Raw genomic sequence first — 19303 nt, 5'->3', positions numbered from 1 at the left:
GGGAATGTACCCGAGGGTGATCTCCGCGCTCACCCGCCCCCCGGGGGGGCGCCTCCCGGCGGCGGCCGGGGGCGCACCCGTCAGGTGGCGTCGTCGTAACCGTTGATCTGCCGACGCCCGCCGTCGGCCTGCTCGGGGAGCGCGGAGGCGGCCGGGGCCCGCTCCGCCGCGCCGATCGGGGCCGGGGTCAGGTCGACCTCGGAGGCCTCGTCGTCGTCGAGGTCGGCGTCGGGGTTGGCGCGCTTGCGGCGCCGGTCGTTCAGCAGGCAGATCCCGAGGGCGATGAAGTACAGGGCCACGATCGGGGAGGCCAGCGTCAGCATGGTGAGCGGGTCGCCGGTGGGCGTCGCGAAGGCCGCGAAGATCGTGATGCCGAGGACCATGGCACGCCACCAGCTGCCCAGCCGCTTGGCGCTCAGCACACCGGTGAAGTTCAGCAGCACCAGCATCAGCGGCAGCTCGAAGGCCAGGCCGAAGACCACGACCATGCGCGTGACGAGGTCGAGGTAGTCGTCGACCGGCAGCAGGTTCTTGACGTGGTCCGGGGTGAAGCCGAGGAGGATCTCCGCCGTCTGCGGCAGGATCTTGTACGCGAGCACCGCGCCGGCGAGGAACAGCGGGGCGCCGACCGCGACGAAGCTCAGCGCGTACTTCTTCTCGTTGCGGTGCAGGCCCGGGGCGGCGAACGCCCACAGCTGGTAGAGCCAGACGGGCGCGGACAGCACGACGCCCGCGGACAGACCGACCTTCAGCGCGATGGAGAAGGGCGCGGTCAGGCCGTTCGTCGTCATCTCGGCGCAGGGGGCACCGTTGCTCTGGTGCGTGGCCCCGTTGGTGCAGCCGACGGACGAGAGCATCGGCTCCAGCAGGAAGTCGATGATCGGCCGGTAGAAGTAGGCCGCGACGATGGTCACCACGACGATCGCCAGCACCGACTTCAGCAGGCGGTTTCTCAGCTCACGCAGGTGCTCGACCAGCGGCATGCGCCCTTCGGCGTCCTTGGCCCGGTCCTTGTTCCCCTGCTTGCGGGCAGACTTGAGCAACCCACGTCCCTTGTCTCGTTACAGATGACTCGTACGACGGGCGACCGCCGGATGTCAGGCCTGGGTGGTGCGGTTCGGCTCGCTGACCGGGCGGGCGCTGGTGACGTCGCCCGGAGCGGCCTGGATGGTGCGCGGGGCGACGGGCTGGGCCGGGGCCTGGTCGGCGACCGGAGCGGTGGCCGCGGCGTCCTCGGCCTCGCCGTCCTTCTTCATGGCCTTCGCCTCGCTCTTGAGGATCCGGGCCGACTTGCCCAGGGAGCGGGCCATCTCGGGAAGCTTCTTGGCGCCGAACAGCAGCACGATGACAGCGATGATCAGAAGGATCTCAAGGGGCTTCAGATTGCCGATCATGTGTGTCTTCCTTCTCACCGAAACGGCTGGTTGTGGTGGCCCGGCGCCTCCGGACGGAGCTCCGGCACCTCTCTGACAAGGATCGTAACCCCCGAGGGTTAACGCCCGGCAATCCCCCGGGGTATCCCCGCTTGCTTACCGCACCGACGGTACGGGTCCTCCTCCACGGATTCCATAAGCGCGGGCCGACGGCCCGCGCGTCTACGGCCGCAGTCCCTGTCCGGCCCGTGCCAGGTCGGCCGCCGCCTGCTCCAGGTCCCCCGAGGCCTGGGTGATCCGGCGGCTGGCCAGGGCCACCTGCCCGGACAGCCGCCGCACCTCCAGGAAGACCCGCACGGCCAGCACGGCGAGAACGGCGACCCCGAGGAAGCCCAGGGCAATTGCGAGCATCGGCCACAGCATGGGACGAGCCTAGCGCGCCCGCCTCACACGCTGCGCAGCGTGCTCACCCCACCGCCCGTCAGCAATTCCACAATGCGTTCACCTGCGGGTTTACGGACCGGAGCCGAGCACTCGGGGCAGGTGAAGGAGTAGAAGGTGGCCCGCCGGCCGATCGCCAGCCGCAGCGCGTCCGCGGCCAGCTCGAAACGGGCCCGGCACTCGGGGCAGGCCGCCTTGAAGGTGACCGCTGCCGGCCCGGATGATGGCGACATCGCTGTCCGCTCCCCCTAGACCCGTTCCCCGTACCCCGCGAGTGCCTCTGCGGCGGCCTTCCGCGCGCTCTCCGCCAGTTCCGGAGGCGACACGATCCGGCCGTCCCGGCCCAGGCGCAGCGCCAGCCGGCGCAGGGAGGCCGGGTCGGGGCTGCGCAGGGTGATCCGCAGGCCGCCGTCGGGCCGCTCCTCGGCACTGTCGTGCGGGTAGTACTCGGCGACCCAGCGCCCGCCGGGCCCCACCTCGACCACCACCTCCGGGTCCTCGGCGGCCGGCTGCACCAGCCCCTCGGACAGGTCCCGGGGCTCGATCGCGGGCGGCTCGGCCCGCTCGTCGAGCAGCCTGATCTCGGCCACCCGGTCGAGCCGGAAGGTGCGCCGGGCCTCCGAGAGGTGACACCACCCCTCCATATAGGTGTGCCCCACGGCGAACAACCGGATCGGGTCGACGGTGCGCTCGGTCAGCTCGTCACGGGCGGGCGAGTAGTAGCGCAGCCACAGCCGCCGCCGCTCCGCGATGGCCCGGTCGACGTCCGCGAAGACCCCGCCCTCGGACTCGAAGGTCACCGACAGCCGGGAGCTGGCCCCGGCCGCCTCCCCGGCGGCCGCCTCCAGCTTCGCGGTGGCGCGCAGCAGCGCGTCCCGGTCGCTCTCGCGCAGCCCCGGCAGGGTCGCCACCGCGCGGGCGGCGACCAGCAGGGCCGTCGCCTCGTCGGCGGCCAGCCGCAGCGGCTCGGCCGTGGACTCCCCGGAGGCGTCGGGATTGCGCCACCAGATGCGCTCCCCGTCGGTGTCGATGTCGAGCAGGTCCCCGCCGCGGAAGCTGGTCCCGCACATGGGCAGGACGTCGAGGTCCGAGATCAGCTCGTCCTCGGTGATCCCGAAGGCGCGGGCGACGTCGGCGACGTGCGCGCCCGGCCGCTCGCGCAGGTAGGTCACCAGGGACAGCATCCGGCGGGTCTGGTCGATGGCGTTGGCAGCCATGGTGGTACGTCTCCCCCTCAGGGCGTTGCTACGGATGGTGCGGTTCAGCCCCGGGCGACGGCGCGCAGCCGGTCCACCACGTCGGCCCGCAGATCGGCCGGCTCCACCACGACGACGTCCGGGCCGAACTCCACGAGCCAGGCGTCGAGCCCGTGCCCGTAGGGGACCTCCAGCTCGTCCCAGCCGTCGGCGCCCTCGCGCACGGCGGTGGCCTTGGCCCGCAGCGGGTACCCGGCCCCGGCCCGCAGGCGGAGCAGCGCGGAACGCTCGCCGCCCTCCCCGGCCCAGCTCGCCACGGTCTCCCGCACGGTCACCACGTCGGGCACCTCGGCGGTGTACTTCCCGGCCCGGGAACGGACCTTGCCGGTGATCCGGGAGAGCCGGAACACGCGCTCCGCCCCGCGGTCGCGGTCGTACCCGGCCAGGTACCAGTGGCCGCGCCAGCACTCCAGGGCCCACGGCTCGACCTGACGGGGCTCGGGCCGGGCCGCGTTGGACTTGCGGTACTCGAAGACGACCGGCCGCCGGTCGCGGCAGGCCAGCATCAGCGGCTCGAAGGCCGCTTCGTGGACCGGGATGCGCGGCTCGATGGCACTGTGCTGGCCCTCGTACGGGTCACCGGCCTCCGGCATCCCGCCGGCCCGCAGCTTCTGCAGGGCGCCACTGGCCGCCCCGGCAAGCCGGGCCTGCTGCCACACCTTGGCCGCCAGCCCCAGGGCGGCGGCCTCCTCGGCGTCCAGCGAGACGGGCGGCAGCCGGTTGCTGTCCCGGCGGGCCAGGTACCCGGTCTCCCCCTCCAGGTTCTCCACCGTCTCGATCACCAGACCGAGTTCGCGCAGATCGTCCTTGTCCCGCTCGAACATCCGGTTGAAGGATTCGTCGTTCCCGGCTTCCAGGTAAGCCTCGATGGAACCGCGCAGCTCACGCTTGCTGAGGGGACGACGGGTCCCCAGCAGACACAGCGCCAGATTCATCAGCCGCTCGGCCTTGGCAATCGCCATCGACGCCGTTCCCCCGCTCCTCGACACACACTCGTGACCGTTGACCGTACCGCCCCGGCCGTCCCGGACAAAAGCGAGGGCCCCCGCCTCACGGCGGGGGCCCTCACGGTGACTGCCGGTGAATCAGGCGGCCATCAGGTCACAGACGAAGATCAGCGTCTCGCCCGGGGCGATCGCGTCGCCCGCGCCGCGGTCACCGTAGGCCATGTGCGCCGGGATCGTCAGCTTGCGACGGCCGCCGACCTTCATGCCCGCGATGCCCAGGTCCCAGCCCGCGATGACGCGGCCGGCACCGAGCGGGAACTGCAGCGCGGAGCCGCGGTTCCACGAAGCGTCGAACTCCTCACCGGTGGAGAAGGCCACGCCCACGTAGTGGACGGAGACCATGGAACCGGCCTTGGCCTCGGCGCCGTCGCCCTCCCAGATGTCCTCGATGACGAGGTCGGTCGGAACCGGGCCCTCGGGGAAGTCGATCTCGGGCTTCTCGAGCTTCTGGCTCACGGAACTGCTCCTCATACGTACGAAACGGTCAACCGGAACAGTCTTACACTGCCCCGACGATGTCCACGACGAAGACCAGCGTCGAGTTGGCCGGCAGGTCCTCGCCCTTGGCCTGATCCTTGTACGCCTGCTCCGGCGGGATCACCAGCAGCACGCGGCTGCCGACCTTCTTGCCCACCAGGCCCTTGTCCCAGCCCTCGATGACCTGGCCCTGACCGATCACCGTCGAGAACGGCGCCCCGGTCTTCCAGGACGTGTCGAACAGCTTCGCCGCGTCCTTGCCCTGGTTCGGCGCCCACGCCGCACCGCTGTACTGCATGTACACGGTCTGGCCGGACTTGACCTCAGGACCCTTGCCCTCGATCAGGACCTTGTCGACCAGCTCCTTCGGAGGGTCGTTCTTCGGGACCGTGATCGTCGCGGCCTCGTCCTTGTCCGCCTTCACCTGCGGCAGGTCGGACGGGATCGGCGCCTGCGTGCCCTCGGCCTTCTTCGGCATCACCGAATCCAGGTCCAGCACGAACACCAGGTTGTCGGTCGGCCCGACCCCCAGCTGGGGCTGGCCCTGCGCACCGAACGCCGCCGCCGGCGGGGCGACGACCAGCACACGGCTGCCGACCTTCTTGCCGAGCACCGAGTCACTGAACAGCGGCAGGATCGACTGCGAACCGGCCGGCACGACCAGCGGCTGGCCGTCCTTGTCGTACGAACCCTGGAGGTCCTTGCCGCTCTTCCAGACCTTGCCGGTGTACTTCGTCAGGACGAGGTCGTCCTTCTTGATCTCCGGGCCGCTGCCCTCCGTGACGGTGTGCACCACGAACTTGCCGCTCGGGTCGCCCTTGGGGACGGTGATCTCCGCCTTCTTCCCCGCCTCGCCCGCCACCGACGGCATCGGGTCCGCGGAGTCCACCGGCTTCGGAACGTCGGCGGGCTTCGAGGCGTCGGCCGACGGAGACGCGGAGTCCTTCTTCCCGGAGTCGTCGCCCCCTCCGCAGGCCGCGGTGAGCATCAGAGCCGGCACGATGAGCGCGGCAGCAAGTCGGCGTCGCACAGTGGTCCTCAGGGTCGCTGGAATGGTCCGTCCTAGCGGCCCACTCTACGGGCTGCCCCTCCGCGACAAGGCGGTGGCGTGCGAAGACCCCGCACGCCACCGCGCACGGGGTCCCCGGACCACCGGCTCACATGCCGGCGATGAGCTTCTCCACCCGGTCGTCCACCGACCGGAACGGGTCCTTGCACAGCACGGTCCGCTGCGCCTGGTCGTTGAGCTTCAGGTGCACCCAGTCGACGGTGAAGTCCCGCCGCTGCTCCTGCGCCCGGCGGATGAAGTCGCCACGCAGCCTGGCCCTCGTCGTCTGCGGGGGCACCGACTTGCCCTCGAAGATCTTCAGGTCGTTGCAGACCCGCGCCGCCTGCCCCTTGCGCTCCAGCAGGTAGTACAGCCCCCGCCGGCGGTGGATGTCGTGGTACGCGAGGTCTATCTGCGCGACCCGCGGATTGGACATCGTCATGTTGTGCTTGGCCCGGTACCGCTCGATCAGCTGGTACTTCATGACCCAGTCGATCTCCGTGCCGATCCGGTCCAGGTCCTCGGCCTCCACGGCGTCCAGGGTCCGGCCCCACAGCTCCAGGACCTGCTCCACCACCCCGGTGCGGATGCCCCGCCGCTCGGCGAAGTCCAGCGCCTTCTCGTAGTACTCGCGCTGGATCTCCAGGGCCGACGCCTCGCGACCGCTGGCCAGGCGCACCTTGCGCTGACCGGTGATGTCGTGGCTGACCTCCCGGATCGCCCGGATCGGGTTCTCCAGGGTCAGGTCCCGCATCACCGTGCCCGCCTCGATCATGCGCAGCACCAGGTCGGTGGCCCCGACCTTGAGCAGCATGGTCGTCTCGGACATGTTCGAGTCCCCGACGATCACGTGCAGGCGCCGGTAGCGCTCGGCGTCCGCGTGGGGCTCGTCCCGGGTGTTGATGATCGGCCGGGACCGGGTCGTCGCGGAACTGACGCCCTCCCAGATGTGCTCCGCCCGCTGGCTGACGCAGTAGACCGCGCCCCGCGGGGTCTGGAGCACCTTGCCCGCGCCACAGATCAGCTGGCGCGTGACGAGGAAGGGAATCAGGATGTCCGCCAGGCGGGAGAATTCTCCGTGCCGGGCCACGAGATAGTTCTCGTGGCAACCGTACGAATTGCCCGCCGAGTCGGTGTTGTTCTTGAAGAGGTAGACGTCGCCCGCGATTCCCTCCTCGTGCAGGCGACGTTCTGCGTCGACGAGCAGGCCTTCGAGAATGCGCTCGCCGGCCTTGTCGTGGGTGACCAGTTCGATCAGGTTGTCGCATTCGGGAGTTGCATATTCCGGATGCGATCCCACGTCGAGGTACAGACGGGCGCCGTTCCGCAGGAAGACATTGCTGCTGCGGCCCCATGACACAACACGGCGGAAGAGGTAGCGCGCCACTTCGTCAGGAGACAGTCGGCGCTGTCCCCTGAACGTGCACGTGACGCCGTACTCGTTCTCCAGCCCGAAAATGCGGCGGTCCATGACTGAACATTACGCCTTCTGCCCTCTTCTGAAACCGGGTTCGAGAGCGGCGTTCCGATCAGTTTTTGACCATCGGCTCCACGACGGCCCCCGCGGCACCCTCCACCGGCCCCGTCGAGGACCCCGCCACGGCGCGGCTGCGACCCCCGCCGGACAGGGCGCGCTGAGTCACCGTCAGCACCAGCAGCGCCGCGACACCGGCCCCGCAGGCCACCGCGTAGCCCGCCACCGTGCCGCCCGCCTCCACCGCGGGACCGGCCGCCGCCGTACCGATGGCGGCGCCCACCCCGAAGAACGTCACCAGCCAGGAGAACGCCTCCGTCAGGGTGCCCGCCGGGGCGTGCCGGTCCACCACCACGAACGCACACGCCAGCGACGGGGCCAGGAACACCCCCGCCAGTGCCGACAGCCCCACCATCGCCACCGCACCCACCGGCACCATCAACGGCAGGTAACACACCGCCAGCAACGCCACCAGCAGCCGCAGCCGCCGCTCCGGCGCACCCGCCCACTGCCGCGCCCCGTAGAACACGCCGCCGACCAGCGCACCCAGCCCCAGGGCCGCCAGCAGCCAGCCGTACACCGCCTGACCGCCGTGACCGTCCGCGTACGACACCGCGGCCACCGTGATCGCCCCCAGCGCCATCCCCACGAAGAAGAACGCCCCCAGCAGCGCCAGCAGCCCGCGCGAACGCAGCGCCCCCAGCCAGTGCGCCTCGCGCGGCTCGGAACGCCACGTGCGCGAGGGCTCCGACACCACCACCGACAGCGCGCCCAGCACCCCCAGCCCGTTCAGCGCCAGCAGCGCCACCGCGGGCGACCACAGCGCCACGAACAGGGTCACCAGCAGCGGCCCGACCGTGTACATGACCTCCTGGGCCACCGCGTCCACGGCGTACGCGGCGTGCACCCGCTCCTCCTTGCCACCCAGCACCTTGGGCCACAGCGCCCGCAGACCGCCCTCCAGCGGCGGCGTGAACAGGCCCGCGATCACCACCGCCGCGTAGGCCGCGGCCGCCGAACCCGTACCCGCCAGGGCCAGCCACACCATGCCCAGCGCCGAGACCACGGCCGCCGGCAGCTGCACGCGCGGCTGCCCGAACAGGTCCACCGCCCGCCCCAGCAGCGGCTGACCCACCGCGTTGGCCAGCCCGTACGCCGCCGCGAGCGCGCCCGCCAGGCTGTAGCTGCCCCCCTCGGCCCGGGTGAAGAGCACGATCGCGATCGGCCCGGTGCCGTTCGGCAGCCGGCCCAACAGCGTGCCCGCCAGCAGCCTCGCCGCGTGCCGGGTCCTGAGCAGCTCCGCGTATCCCGCGGCCATGTCCGCCCCCTTCTGCCCGGACCCTGCCGGAGTAATACGTATAACTTGACCCGTCATACGTACCATGGCGGCAGTCCACAGGTCCACCCGCCGAACCACCCCCACCCCCTCCCACCTCGCACTTCAGGAGCACCGTGTGACGAGACCCACCAGCCGCGACGTGGCCACCGCCGCCGGGGTCTCCCAGGCCACCGTCTCCCTCGTCCTCGGCGACAAATGGCGCGGCCGCGTCTCCGAACGCACCGCCACCCTCGTCCGCGAAGCCGCCACCGCACTCGGCTACCGCCCCAACCTCGCCGCCCGCAACCTCCGCCTCGGCAGCACCCGCACCGCCCTCCTCGTCGTCCCCGCCCTCACCAACGAGTTCTTCGCCCGCGTCTACACCGGCGCCGCCCGCGTCGCCGCCGACCACGGCTTCGGCGTCGTCCTCTACCCCTCCCCCGACGGCACCGGCCCCGCCCGCGACCCCTTCGCCTCCGCCCGCGCCGCCCTCGACGGGGTCATCGCCTCCTCCATGGCCGCCGACGCCCTCACCGCCATCGGCGGCGACGGCCTCCCCCTCGTCATGCTCGACAGCGACCCCACCGCCGGAACCGCCGCCGCCCACGTCAACCTCGCCATGACCGACGGCGTCCACCAGGTCACCACCCACCTCCTCGGCCACGGCCACCGCCGCTTCCTCCACCTCGCCGCCGACATCGAGACCTGGACCTTCGACGTCCGCGCCCGCGCCCTCGCCGCCCGCCTCGGCCCCACCACCGAGCTGCGCACCGTACGGGCCGCGCTCACCGTCGACGCCGCCCGCACGGCCATGGAGGCGGCCCTCGCCGGCCCCCACGACCGGCCCACCGCCATCGTCTGCGACGACGACATCCTGGCCGCCGGCGCCTGCAAGGCCGCCCGCCGCCTCGGCCTGCGCGTCCCCGAGGACCTCTCCGTCACCGGCTTCGACGACCTCGGCCTCGCCACCGCCGTCGAACCCGAGCTCACCACCGTCCGCCTCCCGGCCGAGCTCGTCGGCGAACAGGGCATGACCGCCCTCCTCGCCGTCCTCGAAGGCACCCCCTGGACCGCCCCCGACATCCCCGTCGAACTCGTCGTCCGCGACTCCTCGGGCCCCGCCCCCACCCCCTGAACGCACAGGGGCCCCGGCCCGCCGGAAACGGCGGACCGGGGCCCCACGCGCACGCACGCCCTACTCGGCGTCGTCCTCCGGCGCCTCGTCGTTCGACACGGCATCCGCCTGGGCGGCCGCCGGAACGTCCGCCTCCAGCAGCCGCGACAGCTGCCGGCCGCGGATCCGCTTGAACTTGCGCTGCTGCGACCGCGTACGGTCCAGCACCGCCACCTCCAGCCGCTCAGCCGGAATCGCCTTGTCCGCGCCGTTGGCCTGACTGGACAGCGCCTGCACCGCCAGCTTCAGCGCCTCGGACAGGGTCATCCCGTCCTGGTGCCGCTGGTCGAGGAAGGTGCTGATCTGCTCGGCGTTCCCGCCGACCGCGACCGAGCCGTGCTCGTCCACGATCGAGCCGTCGTGCGGCAGCCGGTAGATCTGGTCCCCGGCCGCCGTGGCACCCACCTCGGCGACGACCAGCTCCACCTCGTACGGCTTCTCCCCGGCCGAGGAGAAGATCGTGCCGAGCGTCTGCGCGTACACGTTCGCCAGCCCACGGGCCGTCACGTCGTCGCGGTCGTAGGTGTATCCGCGCAGATCGGCGTACCGCACACCGCCGATCCGCAGGTTCTCGTACTCGTTGTACTTGCCGGCGGCCGCGAAGCCGATCCGGTCGTAGATCTCGCTGAACTTGTGCAGCGCGCGGGACGGGTTCTCGCCGACGAACACGATGCCGTCGGCGTACTGCAGCACGACAAGGCTGCGACCGCGGGCGATGCCCTTCCGGGCGTATTCCGCCCGGTCGGCCATGGCCTGCTGGGGTGACACATAGAACGGAGTCGACACCGGCTGTCCGTCCCTTTCTTCTGGGCTCCTACGGGGCGACGGATGGTCAGAGCAGGGCGGCGCGCGGGCCGTCGGGCTGCTCAAGACGACGGTTGGTGACCGTACGGGCGAGTTCCTGCGACTCGTCGTCGGTCAGCCTGCGGAAGCCCTCGTCGGTGATGACGGTGACGATGGGATAGATGTGCCGGTACAGGTCCGGACCGCCGGTCGCCGAGTCGTCGTCGGCGGCGTCGTACAGCGCCTGCACGACCAGCGTGGTGGCCTGCTCCTCCGTCAGGTCGGGACGGAACAGCTTCTTCATCGAGCCCCGGGCGAAGATCGAGCCCGAACCGGTGGCGGCGTAGCCGTGCTCCTCGGAGCGGCCGCCGGTCACGTCGTAGGAGAAGATCCGGCCCTTCTCCTTGGCCTCGTCGTACCCCGCGAACAGCGGCACGACGGCCAGCCCCTGCATCGCCATGCCCAGATTGCTCCGGATCATGGTGGAGAGCCGGTTGGCCTTGCCCTCCAGGGAGAGGGTCGTCCCCTCCACCTTCTCGAAGTGCTCCAGCTCCAGCTGGAACAGCTTGACCATCTCCACGGCCAGGCCGGCCGTACCGGCGATGCCCACCGCGGAGTACTCGTCGGCCGGGAACACCTTCTCGATGTCCCGCTGCGCGATCATGTTCCCCATGGTCGCCCGCCGGTCACCGGCGAGCACGACCCCGCCGGGGAAGGTGGCGGCCACGATGGTCGTCCCGTGCGGCGCCTCGACGACGCCCTCGGGCAGCTTGCGGTTGCCCGGCAGCATCTCGGGCGAGTGCGCGCCCAGGAAGTCCATGAAGGACGACGACCCCGGCGTCAGGAAGGCTGCCGGTAGACGCCCTGTGCTACGAGTGTTGGGTTCCACAGGTTTCCTTCCACGTAAGCGGCTGCACGCCGTATGACGTCCGGCCGATCCTTGAACTGCCCCAAGGCTGCGTTACAGCTGAAGCACAGTACGCCTCGGACCTTACCCGTCTGATGATCGTGATCAACGTGCTCGGCCGGAGCATTCCGACAGACCACGCAGACCCCGCCCTGGGCGGCGATCATCGCATCGCGCTGCGCCTCGGTGATGCCGTACGAACGCTTCAAGTGGCCAGCCCTGCCCTGGATGGCGCGACACGCCTTGCAGCGAGTGGACAACCCGTCCGACGCCGAAGCGTTCCTGTGCCACTCGCTGTGCGGTTTGACCTCACCGCACTGCCGGCACAGCTTGTGACCGGACGGAACGTCCACTTTCTCTTTGACGACCTTGCCCCTGGCCGCCTGGCGGCGCCGGTAGTGCAGGGCTCCGTACTCCGCCACGCACTCCCGGCACCTCGGCTGCAGGCCGTCCCCACGATTCCGATCTGAGGCGAATCCGCTCAGCGGCACGTCCCGGCTGCAGCCGCGACACCACTTGGTTCCATTGGACATGACCCAATGCTGGCGAGTTCACCTTGGATTCGAAGGCTATTCGCCGCCTTTTTGTACGAAGCTCCGAACGAAATCCTCGGCATTTTCCTCGAGTACATCGTCAATCTCGTCAAGTACGGAGTCGACGTCGTCGGAGAGCTTTTCCTGCCGCTCCTTGAGGTCGGTCGATTCCTCGACCGCCGCCTCCTCGACCTCCTCGGTCGAGCGCGTCGCCTTCTGCTGTCCGCCGCCGGTGTCCTTGGTCGCCATGTCTACCTCACCCCGCTCGGTTCGCACGCCCACATGGAAAGACCCCGGGATTCGGGACCTCTCAAGATCAGACCCTACGTCGGACCCTACAAGGAGGGTCCGACATTCGTCCCCGCACTTTCATAACGTCCGGGTTTTCTCATGATTCCCGGAACGGGACCCTTTCAGGCCCCCGTAGGCGGCCTCACTGCCCCGAGAGCACCCGCACCAGGTCCTCCGCCGTCCGACAGCGGTCCAGCAGCTCCTTGACGTGGTTGCGGGTCCCCCGCAGGGGTTCCAGGGTCGGGACCCGCTGGAGCGAGTCGCGGCCCGGGAGGTCGAAGATCACCGAGTCCCAGGAGGCCGCCGCCACGTCGTCCGCGTACTGCTCCAGGCAGCGCCCGCGGAAGTACGCCCGGGTGTCCTCCGGGGGCTTGCTCTCCGCCCGCTCCACGGCCGGCTCCTCCAGGAGCCGCTTCATCTTCCCGCGGGCGACCAGCCGGTTGTACAGGCCCTTCTCGGGGCGGACGTCCGCGTACTGGAGGTCCACCAGGTGCAGCCGGGCCGCGTCCCAGCCCAGTCCGTCGCGCCTGCGGTAGCCCTCCAGGATCTCCCGCTTGGCGATCCAGTCGAGCTCTCCCGACAGGCTCATCGGGTCGGTCTCCAGCCGGCCGAGTACGTCCTCCCACCGAGTGAGGACATCCTTGGTCTGCTCGTCCGCGTCCGACCCGAAACGCTCGTCCACGTACTTCCTGGCCAGCTCGAAGTACTCCATCTGGAGTTGTACGGCGGTCAGGGTGCGCCCGCTGCGCAGGGTGATGAGGTGCTGGAGGTCCGGGTCGTGGGAGACCTGGTGCAGGGTGCGCACCGGCTGGTCCACGGCCAGGTCGACGTTGATGAACCCGTCCTCGATCATCGACAGGACCAGCGCGGTCGTGCCGAGCTTGAGGTAGGTGGAGATCTCCGAGAGGTTCGCGTCGCCGATGATCACGTGGAGCCGGCGGTACTTCTCGGCGTCGGAGTGCGGTTCGTCCCGGGTGTTGATGATGGGCCGCTTGAGGGTGGTCTCCAGCCCCACCTCGACCTCGAAGTAGTCCGCGCGCTGGCTGATCTGGAAGCCGTGCTCGCGGCCGTCCTGGCCGATGCCGATGCGGCCCGCGCCGGTGACGACCTGGCGGGAGACGAAGAAGGGCGTCAGGTGGCGCACGATCTCCGAGAAGGGGGTCTCCCGCTTCATCAGGTAGTTCTCGTGCGTGCCGTAGGAGGCGCCCTTGTTGTCGGTGTTGTTCTTGTAGAGGTGGATGGGCTGGGCGCCGGGGAGCTGGGCGGCCCGCTCGGCGGCCTCGGCCATGATCCGTTCGCCGGCCTTGTCCCAGAGCACGGCGTCGAGCGGATTGGTGACCTCCGGCGAGCTGTACTCGGGGTGCGCGTGGTCGACGTAGAGCCGTGCGCCGTTGGTGAGGATGACGTTGGCGAGGCCGATGTCCTCGTCGGTCAGCTGGCTGTTGTCGGCGGCCTCGCGGGCGAGGTCGAAGCCGCGGGCGTCCCGCAGCGGATTCTCCTCCTCGAAGTCCCAGCGGGCGCGTCGCGCCCGGTGCATCGCCGCCGCGTAGGCGTTGACGATCTGGGACGAGGTGAGCATGGCATTGGCGTTCGGGTGCCCCGGAACGGAGATCCCGTACTCCGTTTCGATCCCCATTACTCGCCGTACGGTCATGCGGCCCTCCTTGCCCGGCGGCGCTCCTGTTCGGGAGCGGCGCTCAAGTACCGCTTGTTCTCCGGTGGGTCATGTGCGGTGTCCGTCCCCGCACTGCGGAGGAGGCGGTACGGAAGAGCCTAGAACCACTCCGCGCTGGTGGGGAGATCATTTCAGTCATTGACTTTGCCCTGTCACCGGCCGAAAAGGGCGGGCGGCAATGCCGGGGGGTAAAGCAGTCGGCTGCGGGTGCCCGGTGAGGGCACCCGCAGCCGCCCCGCTCGGTCAGAGGTACTGGCCGGTATTCGCCACCGTGTCGATGGAGCGTCCGGTGTCCGCGCCCTGCTTTCCGGTGACGAGGGTACGGATGAATACGATCCGCTCGCCCTTCTTTCCGGAGATCCGGGCCCAGTCGTCCGGGTTGGTGGTGTTCGGCAGGTCCTCGTTCTCCTTGAACTCGTCCACGCATGCCTGGAGGAGGTGGGAGACGCGCAGGCCCTTCTGGTTGTGCTCCAGGAAGGCCTTGATCGCCATTTTCTTCGCGCGGTCCACGATGTTCTGGATCATCGCGCCCGAGTTGAAGTCCTTGAAGTAGAGGACTTCCTTGTCGCCGTTGGCGTACGTGACCTCGAGGAAGCGGTTTTCCTCGGTTTCGGCGTACATCTGCTCGACGACGGTCTGGATCATGCTGTGGACGGTGCCGGCCGTGGAGCCCTGGTGCTCGGACAGGTCGTCCGTGTGCAGGGGCAGCGAGGCCTTGAGGTACTTGGCGAAGATGTCCTTGGCGGCCTCCGCGTCCGGGCGCTCGATCTTGATCTTCACGTCGAGGCGGCCGGGGCGCAGGATGGCGGGGTCGATCATGTCCTCGCGGTTGGAGGCGCCGATGACGATGACGTTCTCCAGGCCCTCCACACCGTCGATCTCGGCGAGGAGCTGGGGGACGATGGTGTTCTCCACGTCCGAGCTGACGCCGGATCCGCGGGTGCGGAAGAGGGACTCCATTTCGTCGAAGAAGACGATGACGGGGGTGCCCTCGCTGGCCTTCTCACGGGCCCGCTGGAAGACGAGGCGGATGTGCCGCTCGGTCTCGCCGACGTACTTGTTGAGGAGTTCGGGGCCCTTGATGTTCAGGAAGTAGGACTTCCCGGCGGGCTGGCCGGTCACCTCGGCGACCTTCTTGGCAAGGGAGTTGGCGACGGCCTTGGCGATGAGCGTCTTGCCGCAGCCGGGAGGGCCGTACAGCAGGATGCCCTTCGGGGGCCGCAGTTCGTGCTCCTTGAAGAGGTCGGGGTAGAGGTAGGGGAGCTCGACGGCGTCGCGGATCAGCTCGATCTGGTCGCCCAGGCCGCCGATCTTGTCGTAGTCGATGTCCGGGACCTCTTCGAGGACGAGTTCCTCGACCTCGCTCTTGGGGACCACTTCGTAGACGTAGCCGGAGCGGGGCTCCAGGAGCAGGGCGTCGCCGGGGCGGATGGTGATGTCCAGGAGCGGCTCGGCGAGCCTCACCACCCTTTCCTCGTCGGTGTGCCCGACCACCAGGGCGCGCTCGCCGTCCTCCAGGATCTCCTTGAGGGTGACGATGTCGCCGGCGCGCTCGAACTCCATGGCCTCGACCACGTTGAGCGCTTCGTTGAGCATGACCTCCTGGCCGCGCCGGAGGTCTTCCGGTTCGACGCTGGGGCTCACGTTCACGCGGAGCTTGCGCCCCCCGGTGAAGATGTCGACGGTGCCGTCCTCGTTCGCCTGCAGGAAGACACCGAAGCCGGCCGGAGGCTGTGCGAGCCGGTCGACCTCTTCCTTGAGGGCCACGATCTGGTCGCGGGCCTCACGGAGGGTGTTCGCCAGTCGTTCGTTCTGCGCGGAGACGCCTGCCAGATTCGTCTGGAGCTCGACGATCCGCTCTTCGAGAATCCTCGTGTGACGCGGAGAGTCGGCGAGCTTGCGTCGCAGGACGGCGATTTCCTGCTCTAGATAGGCAACCTGGCCAGCGGGGTCCTCAGACCCTCGCCCGGGCCGGATGCCGCGGTTGATGTCGTCGTCGTGGGCTGCCACGGTCCTCACCTCCTCCAAGGGGAGCTGGACGCTTCCTGACCCTACCTGGGCTGGTGGTGATTGAAACCCCTAGATCACAAAGACGGTAGAGGTGTGTCCGATCTTCACCCTTGCGTACTCCCTCACGCCAGGGAAATACCCACCCTTCAACATCGGAAAGCAGCCGGTTGTAAGGTCGAACTGTTCAACACCCGTCAGGGCTCGCGCGACTTGTCGCGAGTTGTGTCCGGGACGGATCACTCAGGGCAGGAAACGGCAGGAGATATGACCGTGCAGCAGGAGGCCCCGACGGGCGGTACCGGCGAGGCCGGGGAGCCGCTTGAGGTCTGGATCGACCAGGACCTCTGCACCGGGGACGGCATCTGCGTGCAGTACGCGCCGGAGGTGTTCGAGCTGGACATCGACGGTCTGGCGTACGTGAAGAGCCCGGAGGACGAGCTGCTGCAGGACGCGGGGGCGACCACTCCGGTTCCGCTGACGCTGCTCCAGGACGTGGTCGACTCGGCCAAGGAATGTCCGGGCGACTGCATTCACGTAAGGCGCGTTTCGGACAGGGTCGAGGTGTACGGCCCGGACGCGGAGTGACGCTTCAAACACGTGTGGCGGCCGAGTCCGTCAGCTCCTGGCGGAATTTCCCGCCGGTCCAGCGCCACTTGGCGAGCTGCTTCACGTCCGGGCTGTAGCGCGGGACCGAGGGCGAGGAGTAGCCGAGGAGGCGTGCGGTGACGGTCCGGTCGCTCACGGTGAGCTCGGTGGCGGTCTGCCGGCGGCCGGCGTCGAGGAGGGTGGCGACGACGCGGGGGGCGGCGCCCTGTTGCCGGTCGCGGGCGAGTACGTAGATCGCGTGGGGCGGGGTGCCCGAGCCCGCGTCGCAGCGTACGGCGACGACCGTCTCGGGGCTGCCGTCGCCGTCGAGGTCGCCTTCGGCGGTGTCCGTGACGACCTGTGGGGCCCCCTTGCAGTCGAGGGGGTACGTGACGGCGTGCGCGTCGGGGGCGGTGGCCGGCGGGCCGCTCGCCGCGGTGGGTCCGGGGGTGGCTCCGGTGGCCCGGTCCGGCTGGAGCAGTCCCGCGCCGGCTATGACGGCGGCCATGGCGCAGGCGGTGGCGACCCAGTGGACGGGTCGGGTGTGGTGGTGCGCCAGGACGTCCGGTGCCGGGGTCGGCGGGGTGGGGCTGTGCAGCACGCGGGGTGTCTCCTGTGCGAAGGGTGACGGGGAGCCAGCATCGTGCCATACCTCACACGGGGGTGGAACGGCCGGGTCCGGGTGGGTTTCCCCGGTGCAACGAAAAGGCGCTGTGGCGCAGTTCCCGGGTTGGCCGGGGAACTGCGCCACAGCGCTTTCGTGTTGGGCGTGAGGACGGGTCCTAGGCGGAGCGGTCGCTGCCGGGGCCCTCGTAGTCCTCGCCGTAGGCGCCCTTGGAGGGGCGGCGGCGGCGCATGGGGGGCTCGACGCCGTCCGCGAGGCGGCGGGCGGTGACGAGGAAGCCGGTGTGGCCGATCATCCGGTGGTCCGGGCGGACGGCGAGGCCCTCGACGTGCCAGTTGCGGATCATCGATTCCCAGGGCTGCGGTTCGGCGTAGCAGCCGAATTCGCGGATGGATTCGACGGTGCGCGAGAGCTGGGTGGTGGTGGCCACGTAGCAGCAGAGGATGCCGCCGGGGACGAGGGCCTTGGAGACGGCCTCCAGGCACTCCCAGGGGGCGAGCATGTCGAGGATCACGCGGTCGACGTCGGTGTCGGACAGGTTGTCCTGGAGGTCGCCCACGGTCAGCTGCCACGCGGGGTGGGGGCCGCCGAAGTAGCGTTCGACGTTGGCCGTGGCGATCTCGGCGAAGTCCGCGCGGCGCTCGTAGCTGTGGAGCATGCCCTGGTCGCCGATGGCGCGCAGCAGGAAGCTGCTCAGGGAGCCGGAGCCCACTCCTGCTTCCACGACGCGGGCGCCGGGGAAGATGTCGGCGAAGGCCAGGATCTGGCCCGCGTCCTTGGGGTAGACCACGGCGGCGCCGCGGGGCATGGACAGGACATAGTCGGGGAGCAGGGGGCGCAGCGCGAGGTACGCGACGTTGCCCGTGGTGCGGACAACACTGCCCTCGGGAGCACCGATCAGCTCGTCGTGCGGGAAGGAACCCTTGTGGGTGTGGAAATTCTTCCCGGCTTCGAGCGTGAACGTGTAGTGGCGGCCCTTGGGGTCGGTGAGCTGAACCTGGTCCCCGACCTCGAAGGGCCCGCGTCGGCGGGCGGCACCGGTCGGTTCGGACATGTGACCAGTGTATTGGGTTCAGGACTGGGGCCGCGCCATGGCCTTCACGAAGGCCTTCTCGACGTCGAGGGTGGACAGGACGCCGTAGATCTCGCCGCCGGTTTCGAGGACGAGGTATTCGCTGGCGGGGGTGGCGCGGAGGTGGTCGAGGAGTTCTTCGCCGGTGAGCTCGGCTGAAACCTTCATGCCGTCGGTGAGGTCCTGGGCGAGGGTGCTGACGGCGACCCAGGGGCGGCGGTGTTCGGGGACGGAGGCGATGGCGGTTTCGCGGACGATGGCGGTGGGGTCGCCGTGGCCGTCGACGACGACGAGGGCGCGGGCTCCGGCTTCGTTGGCGCGGCGGAGGGCTTCGGAGAGGGGGGTGGCGTTCTCGACGGGGATGGCGCGGCGGGTGAGGGCGCGGGCCTGGAGTTCGGGGAGGTGCTCGCGCAGGCGGGCGAGGCGGAGGCTGTTGCCGGCGCCGGTCCAGATGATCGCGGCGAGGATGGCGGCGAGGAGGGCGTCCATGACGGTGTCCATGCCGCCGATCTCCTGGGTGCGGTTGCCGAGGAGTCCGGTGTGGGTGAGGAGGGGGAGCCCGAGGAGGACGGTGACGGCGAGGCCGCGGCCGACCCAGGCGGCGGCGACGGTGCCGGTCATGGGTTTGCCGGTGATGCCCCAGATGACGGCGCGGAGCATGCGGCCTCCGTCGAGGGGGAGGCCGGGCAGGAGGTTGAAGGCGGCGACGAGGAGGTTGGAGATCATGAGGCCGGCGAGGAGGACGCCGGGGACGGTGGCGGGGTCGACGGCCTTCATGCCGAGGTAGAAGAGTCCGGCGAGGACGAGGGAGAGGAGGGGGCCGACGAAGGCGAGGACGAATTCGCGGCCGGGCGTCTCGGATTCCTTCTCGATCTCGGAGACCCCGCCGAAGAACTGGAGCTGGATGCGGCGCACGGGGAGTTTGAAGCGGAGCGCGGCGATGGTGTGCGCGAGTTCGTGGACGAGGACGGAGGCGTAGAAGGCGACGGCGAAGAAGAGGGAGACGAGGTAGCGGGCCGGGCCGAGGTCGGGCAGGACCTGGTCGAGCCGGTCGCCGAAGACCCAGGTGATGAGGGCGGCGACGAGGAACCAGCTGGGCGAGACGTAGACGGGTACGCCGAAGGGGCGGCCCATCAGGATCCCGCCGCCCGGGTCGGAGCGCTTGGGCGTGCGCTCGCCGGTTTCGTCGGTGTCTGCCACGGTTGTCCTTCGTTCGGTGCCGGTGGTTCCAGTGTGGTCCACGTCGTGGGTTCG

The 19303-nt window shown here is 69.9% G+C and carries 21 protein-coding genes; 2 read left to right on the top strand and 19 right to left on the bottom strand.

Annotated features, from left to right (window positions below; translation table 11 throughout):
* Positions 1–80: 80 nt before the first annotated feature.
* The 10 genes from tatC to OG295_RS27570 all read right to left on the bottom strand — a co-directional run bounded on the left by tatC (position 81) and on the right by OG295_RS27570 (position 8394).
* Positions 81–1043 (bottom strand): twin-arginine translocase subunit TatC, encoded by a 963-nt coding sequence (gene tatC / locus OG295_RS27615; RefSeq protein WP_371679326.1) that lies wholly within the window; start codon positions 1041–1043, stop codon positions 81–83.
* Between the two features lie 54 nt (positions 1044–1097).
* Positions 1098–1394: a Sec-independent protein translocase subunit TatA gene (tatA, locus tag OG295_RS27610; RefSeq protein ID WP_266838152.1), complete on the bottom strand. Its 297-nt coding sequence runs from the start codon at positions 1392–1394 to the stop codon at positions 1098–1100.
* A gap of 201 nt (positions 1395–1595) precedes the next feature.
* Positions 1596–1796 carry a hypothetical protein gene (locus tag OG295_RS27605; protein ID WP_371679325.1) on the bottom strand — a complete coding sequence of 67 codons (201 nt, stop codon included), beginning with the start codon at positions 1794–1796 and terminating at the stop codon, positions 1596–1598.
* Positions 1797–1819: 23 nt separating this feature from the next.
* Complete coding sequence (locus tag OG295_RS27600; RefSeq protein WP_266838156.1) at positions 1820–2047, bottom strand: hypothetical protein; 228 nt, start codon at positions 2045–2047, stop codon at positions 1820–1822.
* A gap of 15 nt (positions 2048–2062) precedes the next feature.
* Entirely contained in the window at positions 2063–3031 is a 969-nt protein-coding gene (locus OG295_RS27595; RefSeq protein WP_371679324.1) for a helix-turn-helix transcriptional regulator, read from the bottom strand.
* Between the two features lie 44 nt (positions 3032–3075).
* On the bottom strand, positions 3076–4032 hold the full coding sequence (locus OG295_RS27590; RefSeq protein ID WP_371679323.1) for a helix-turn-helix transcriptional regulator: 957 nt from the start codon (positions 4030–4032) through the stop codon (positions 3076–3078).
* Between the two features lie 123 nt (positions 4033–4155).
* Entirely contained in the window at positions 4156–4548 is a 393-nt protein-coding gene (locus tag OG295_RS27585) for an FKBP-type peptidyl-prolyl cis-trans isomerase (RefSeq protein WP_266838160.1), read from the bottom strand.
* 28 nt (positions 4549–4576) lie between these two features.
* Positions 4577–5584 carry an FKBP-type peptidyl-prolyl cis-trans isomerase gene (locus OG295_RS27580; RefSeq protein WP_371679322.1) on the bottom strand — a complete coding sequence of 336 codons (1008 nt, stop codon included), beginning with the start codon at positions 5582–5584 and terminating at the stop codon, positions 4577–4579.
* A gap of 127 nt (positions 5585–5711) precedes the next feature.
* Positions 5712–7073 (bottom strand): Pup--protein ligase, encoded by a 1362-nt coding sequence (gene pafA, locus OG295_RS27575; RefSeq protein ID WP_030233622.1) that lies wholly within the window; start codon positions 7071–7073, stop codon positions 5712–5714.
* A 58-nt stretch (positions 7074–7131) separates the two neighbouring features.
* Positions 7132–8394: an MFS transporter gene (locus OG295_RS27570; RefSeq protein WP_285539289.1), complete on the bottom strand. Its 1263-nt coding sequence runs from the start codon at positions 8392–8394 to the stop codon at positions 7132–7134.
* Positions 8395–8530: 136 nt separating this feature from the next.
* On the opposite strand from OG295_RS27570, the gene OG295_RS27565 reads away from it, so the two are divergent.
* Complete coding sequence (locus tag OG295_RS27565) at positions 8531–9529, top strand: LacI family DNA-binding transcriptional regulator (protein WP_285539288.1); 999 nt, start codon at positions 8531–8533, stop codon at positions 9527–9529.
* 60 nt (positions 9530–9589) lie between these two features.
* On the opposite strand, the gene prcA is transcribed toward OG295_RS27565, so the two are convergent.
* From prcA to arc, 6 genes are all read right to left on the bottom strand, one after another.
* Positions 9590–10354 carry a proteasome subunit alpha gene (gene prcA, locus OG295_RS27560; RefSeq protein ID WP_078950451.1) on the bottom strand — a complete coding sequence of 255 codons (765 nt, stop codon included), beginning with the start codon at positions 10352–10354 and terminating at the stop codon, positions 9590–9592.
* Positions 10355–10400: 46 nt separating this feature from the next.
* On the bottom strand, positions 10401–11240 hold the full coding sequence (gene prcB, locus OG295_RS27555; protein ID WP_030233611.1) for a proteasome subunit beta: 840 nt from the start codon (positions 11238–11240) through the stop codon (positions 10401–10403).
* Entirely contained in the window at positions 11192–11791 is a 600-nt protein-coding gene (locus OG295_RS27550; RefSeq protein WP_030234210.1) for an endonuclease VII domain-containing protein, read from the bottom strand. Before OG295_RS27550 ends, prcB begins: the two co-directional genes overlap by 49 nt.
* Positions 11792–11827: 36 nt before the next feature.
* Entirely contained in the window at positions 11828–12040 is a 213-nt protein-coding gene (locus OG295_RS27545; RefSeq protein ID WP_030233608.1) for a ubiquitin-like protein Pup, read from the bottom strand.
* 184 nt (positions 12041–12224) lie between these two features.
* The gene (gene dop / locus OG295_RS27540; protein ID WP_030233605.1) at positions 12225–13736 is read right to left on the bottom strand and encodes a depupylase/deamidase Dop; all 1512 of its coding nucleotides are present in this window, start codon (positions 13734–13736) and stop codon (positions 12225–12227) included.
* 264 nt (positions 13737–14000) lie between these two features.
* Entirely contained in the window at positions 14001–15767 is a 1767-nt protein-coding gene (gene arc / locus OG295_RS27535; RefSeq protein WP_266838169.1) for a proteasome ATPase, read from the bottom strand.
* Positions 15768–16031: 264 nt separating this feature from the next.
* Between arc and OG295_RS27530 the strand changes: the two genes are divergently transcribed.
* Positions 16032–16352 (top strand): ferredoxin, encoded by a 321-nt coding sequence (locus tag OG295_RS27530; RefSeq protein WP_030233599.1) that lies wholly within the window; start codon positions 16032–16034, stop codon positions 16350–16352.
* Positions 16353–16356: 4 nt separating this feature from the next.
* Here OG295_RS27530 and OG295_RS27525 read toward each other — a convergent pair whose 3' ends face one another.
* The 3 genes from OG295_RS27525 to OG295_RS27515 all read right to left on the bottom strand — a co-directional run bounded on the left by OG295_RS27525 (position 16357) and on the right by OG295_RS27515 (position 19183).
* Positions 16357–16953: a hypothetical protein gene (locus OG295_RS27525; RefSeq protein WP_371679320.1), complete on the bottom strand. Its 597-nt coding sequence runs from the start codon at positions 16951–16953 to the stop codon at positions 16357–16359.
* 181 nt (positions 16954–17134) lie between these two features.
* Positions 17135–18031, bottom strand: a complete 897-nt coding sequence (locus OG295_RS27520; RefSeq protein WP_007263187.1) for a tRNA (adenine-N1)-methyltransferase — start codon at positions 18029–18031, stop codon at positions 17135–17137.
* A gap of 18 nt (positions 18032–18049) precedes the next feature.
* A complete protein-coding gene (locus OG295_RS27515) occupies positions 18050–19183 on the bottom strand; it encodes a site-2 protease family protein (protein WP_371681331.1) in 1134 nt (377 codons plus the stop codon).
* Positions 19184–19303 lie beyond the last annotated feature (120 nt).

The sequence above is a fragment of the Streptomyces sp. NBC_01276 genome (assembly GCF_041435355.1).
Classification (GTDB): domain Bacteria; phylum Actinomycetota; class Actinomycetes; order Streptomycetales; family Streptomycetaceae; genus Streptomyces.
This window is presented reverse-complemented; position numbering and strand designations above follow the sequence as displayed.

What these genes read in the sequence shown, in the direction of transcription:
- OG295_RS27595 (WP_371679324.1), bottom strand. Translation starts at nt 3,031, where the DNA reads ATGGCTGCCAACGCCATCGACCAGACCCGCCGGATGCTGTCCCTGGTG.
- OG295_RS27600 (WP_266838156.1), bottom strand. Translation starts at nt 2,047, where the DNA reads ATGTCGCCATCATCCGGGCCGGCAGCGGTCACCTTCAAGGCGGCCTGC.
- OG295_RS27570 (WP_285539289.1), bottom strand. Translation starts at nt 8,394, where the DNA reads ATGGCCGCGGGATACGCGGAGCTGCTCAGGACCCGGCACGCGGCGAGG.
- OG295_RS27545 (WP_030233608.1), bottom strand. Translation starts at nt 12,040, where the DNA reads ATGGCGACCAAGGACACCGGCGGCGGACAGCAGAAGGCGACGCGCTCG.
- OG295_RS27605 (WP_371679325.1), bottom strand. Translation starts at nt 1,796, where the DNA reads ATGCTGTGGCCGATGCTCGCAATTGCCCTGGGCTTCCTCGGGGTCGCC.
- pafA (WP_030233622.1), bottom strand. Translation starts at nt 7,073, where the DNA reads ATGGACCGCCGCATTTTCGGGCTGGAGAACGAGTACGGCGTCACGTGC.
- OG295_RS27530 (WP_030233599.1), top strand. Translation starts at nt 16,032, where the DNA reads ATGACCGTGCAGCAGGAGGCCCCGACGGGCGGTACCGGCGAGGCCGGG.
- OG295_RS27585 (WP_266838160.1), bottom strand. Translation starts at nt 4,548, where the DNA reads ATGAGGAGCAGTTCCGTGAGCCAGAAGCTCGAGAAGCCCGAGATCGAC.
- OG295_RS27590 (WP_371679323.1), bottom strand. Translation starts at nt 4,032, where the DNA reads ATGGCGATTGCCAAGGCCGAGCGGCTGATGAATCTGGCGCTGTGTCTG.
- OG295_RS27550 (WP_030234210.1), bottom strand. Translation starts at nt 11,791, where the DNA reads ATGTCCAATGGAACCAAGTGGTGTCGCGGCTGCAGCCGGGACGTGCCG.
- OG295_RS27515 (WP_371681331.1), bottom strand. Translation starts at nt 19,183, where the DNA reads ATGGGCCGCCCCTTCGGCGTACCCGTCTACGTCTCGCCCAGCTGGTTC.
- dop (WP_030233605.1), bottom strand. Translation starts at nt 13,736, where the DNA reads ATGACCGTACGGCGAGTAATGGGGATCGAAACGGAGTACGGGATCTCC.
- tatA (WP_266838152.1), bottom strand. Translation starts at nt 1,394, where the DNA reads ATGATCGGCAATCTGAAGCCCCTTGAGATCCTTCTGATCATCGCTGTC.
- OG295_RS27520 (WP_007263187.1), bottom strand. Translation starts at nt 18,031, where the DNA reads ATGTCCGAACCGACCGGTGCCGCCCGCCGACGCGGGCCCTTCGAGGTC.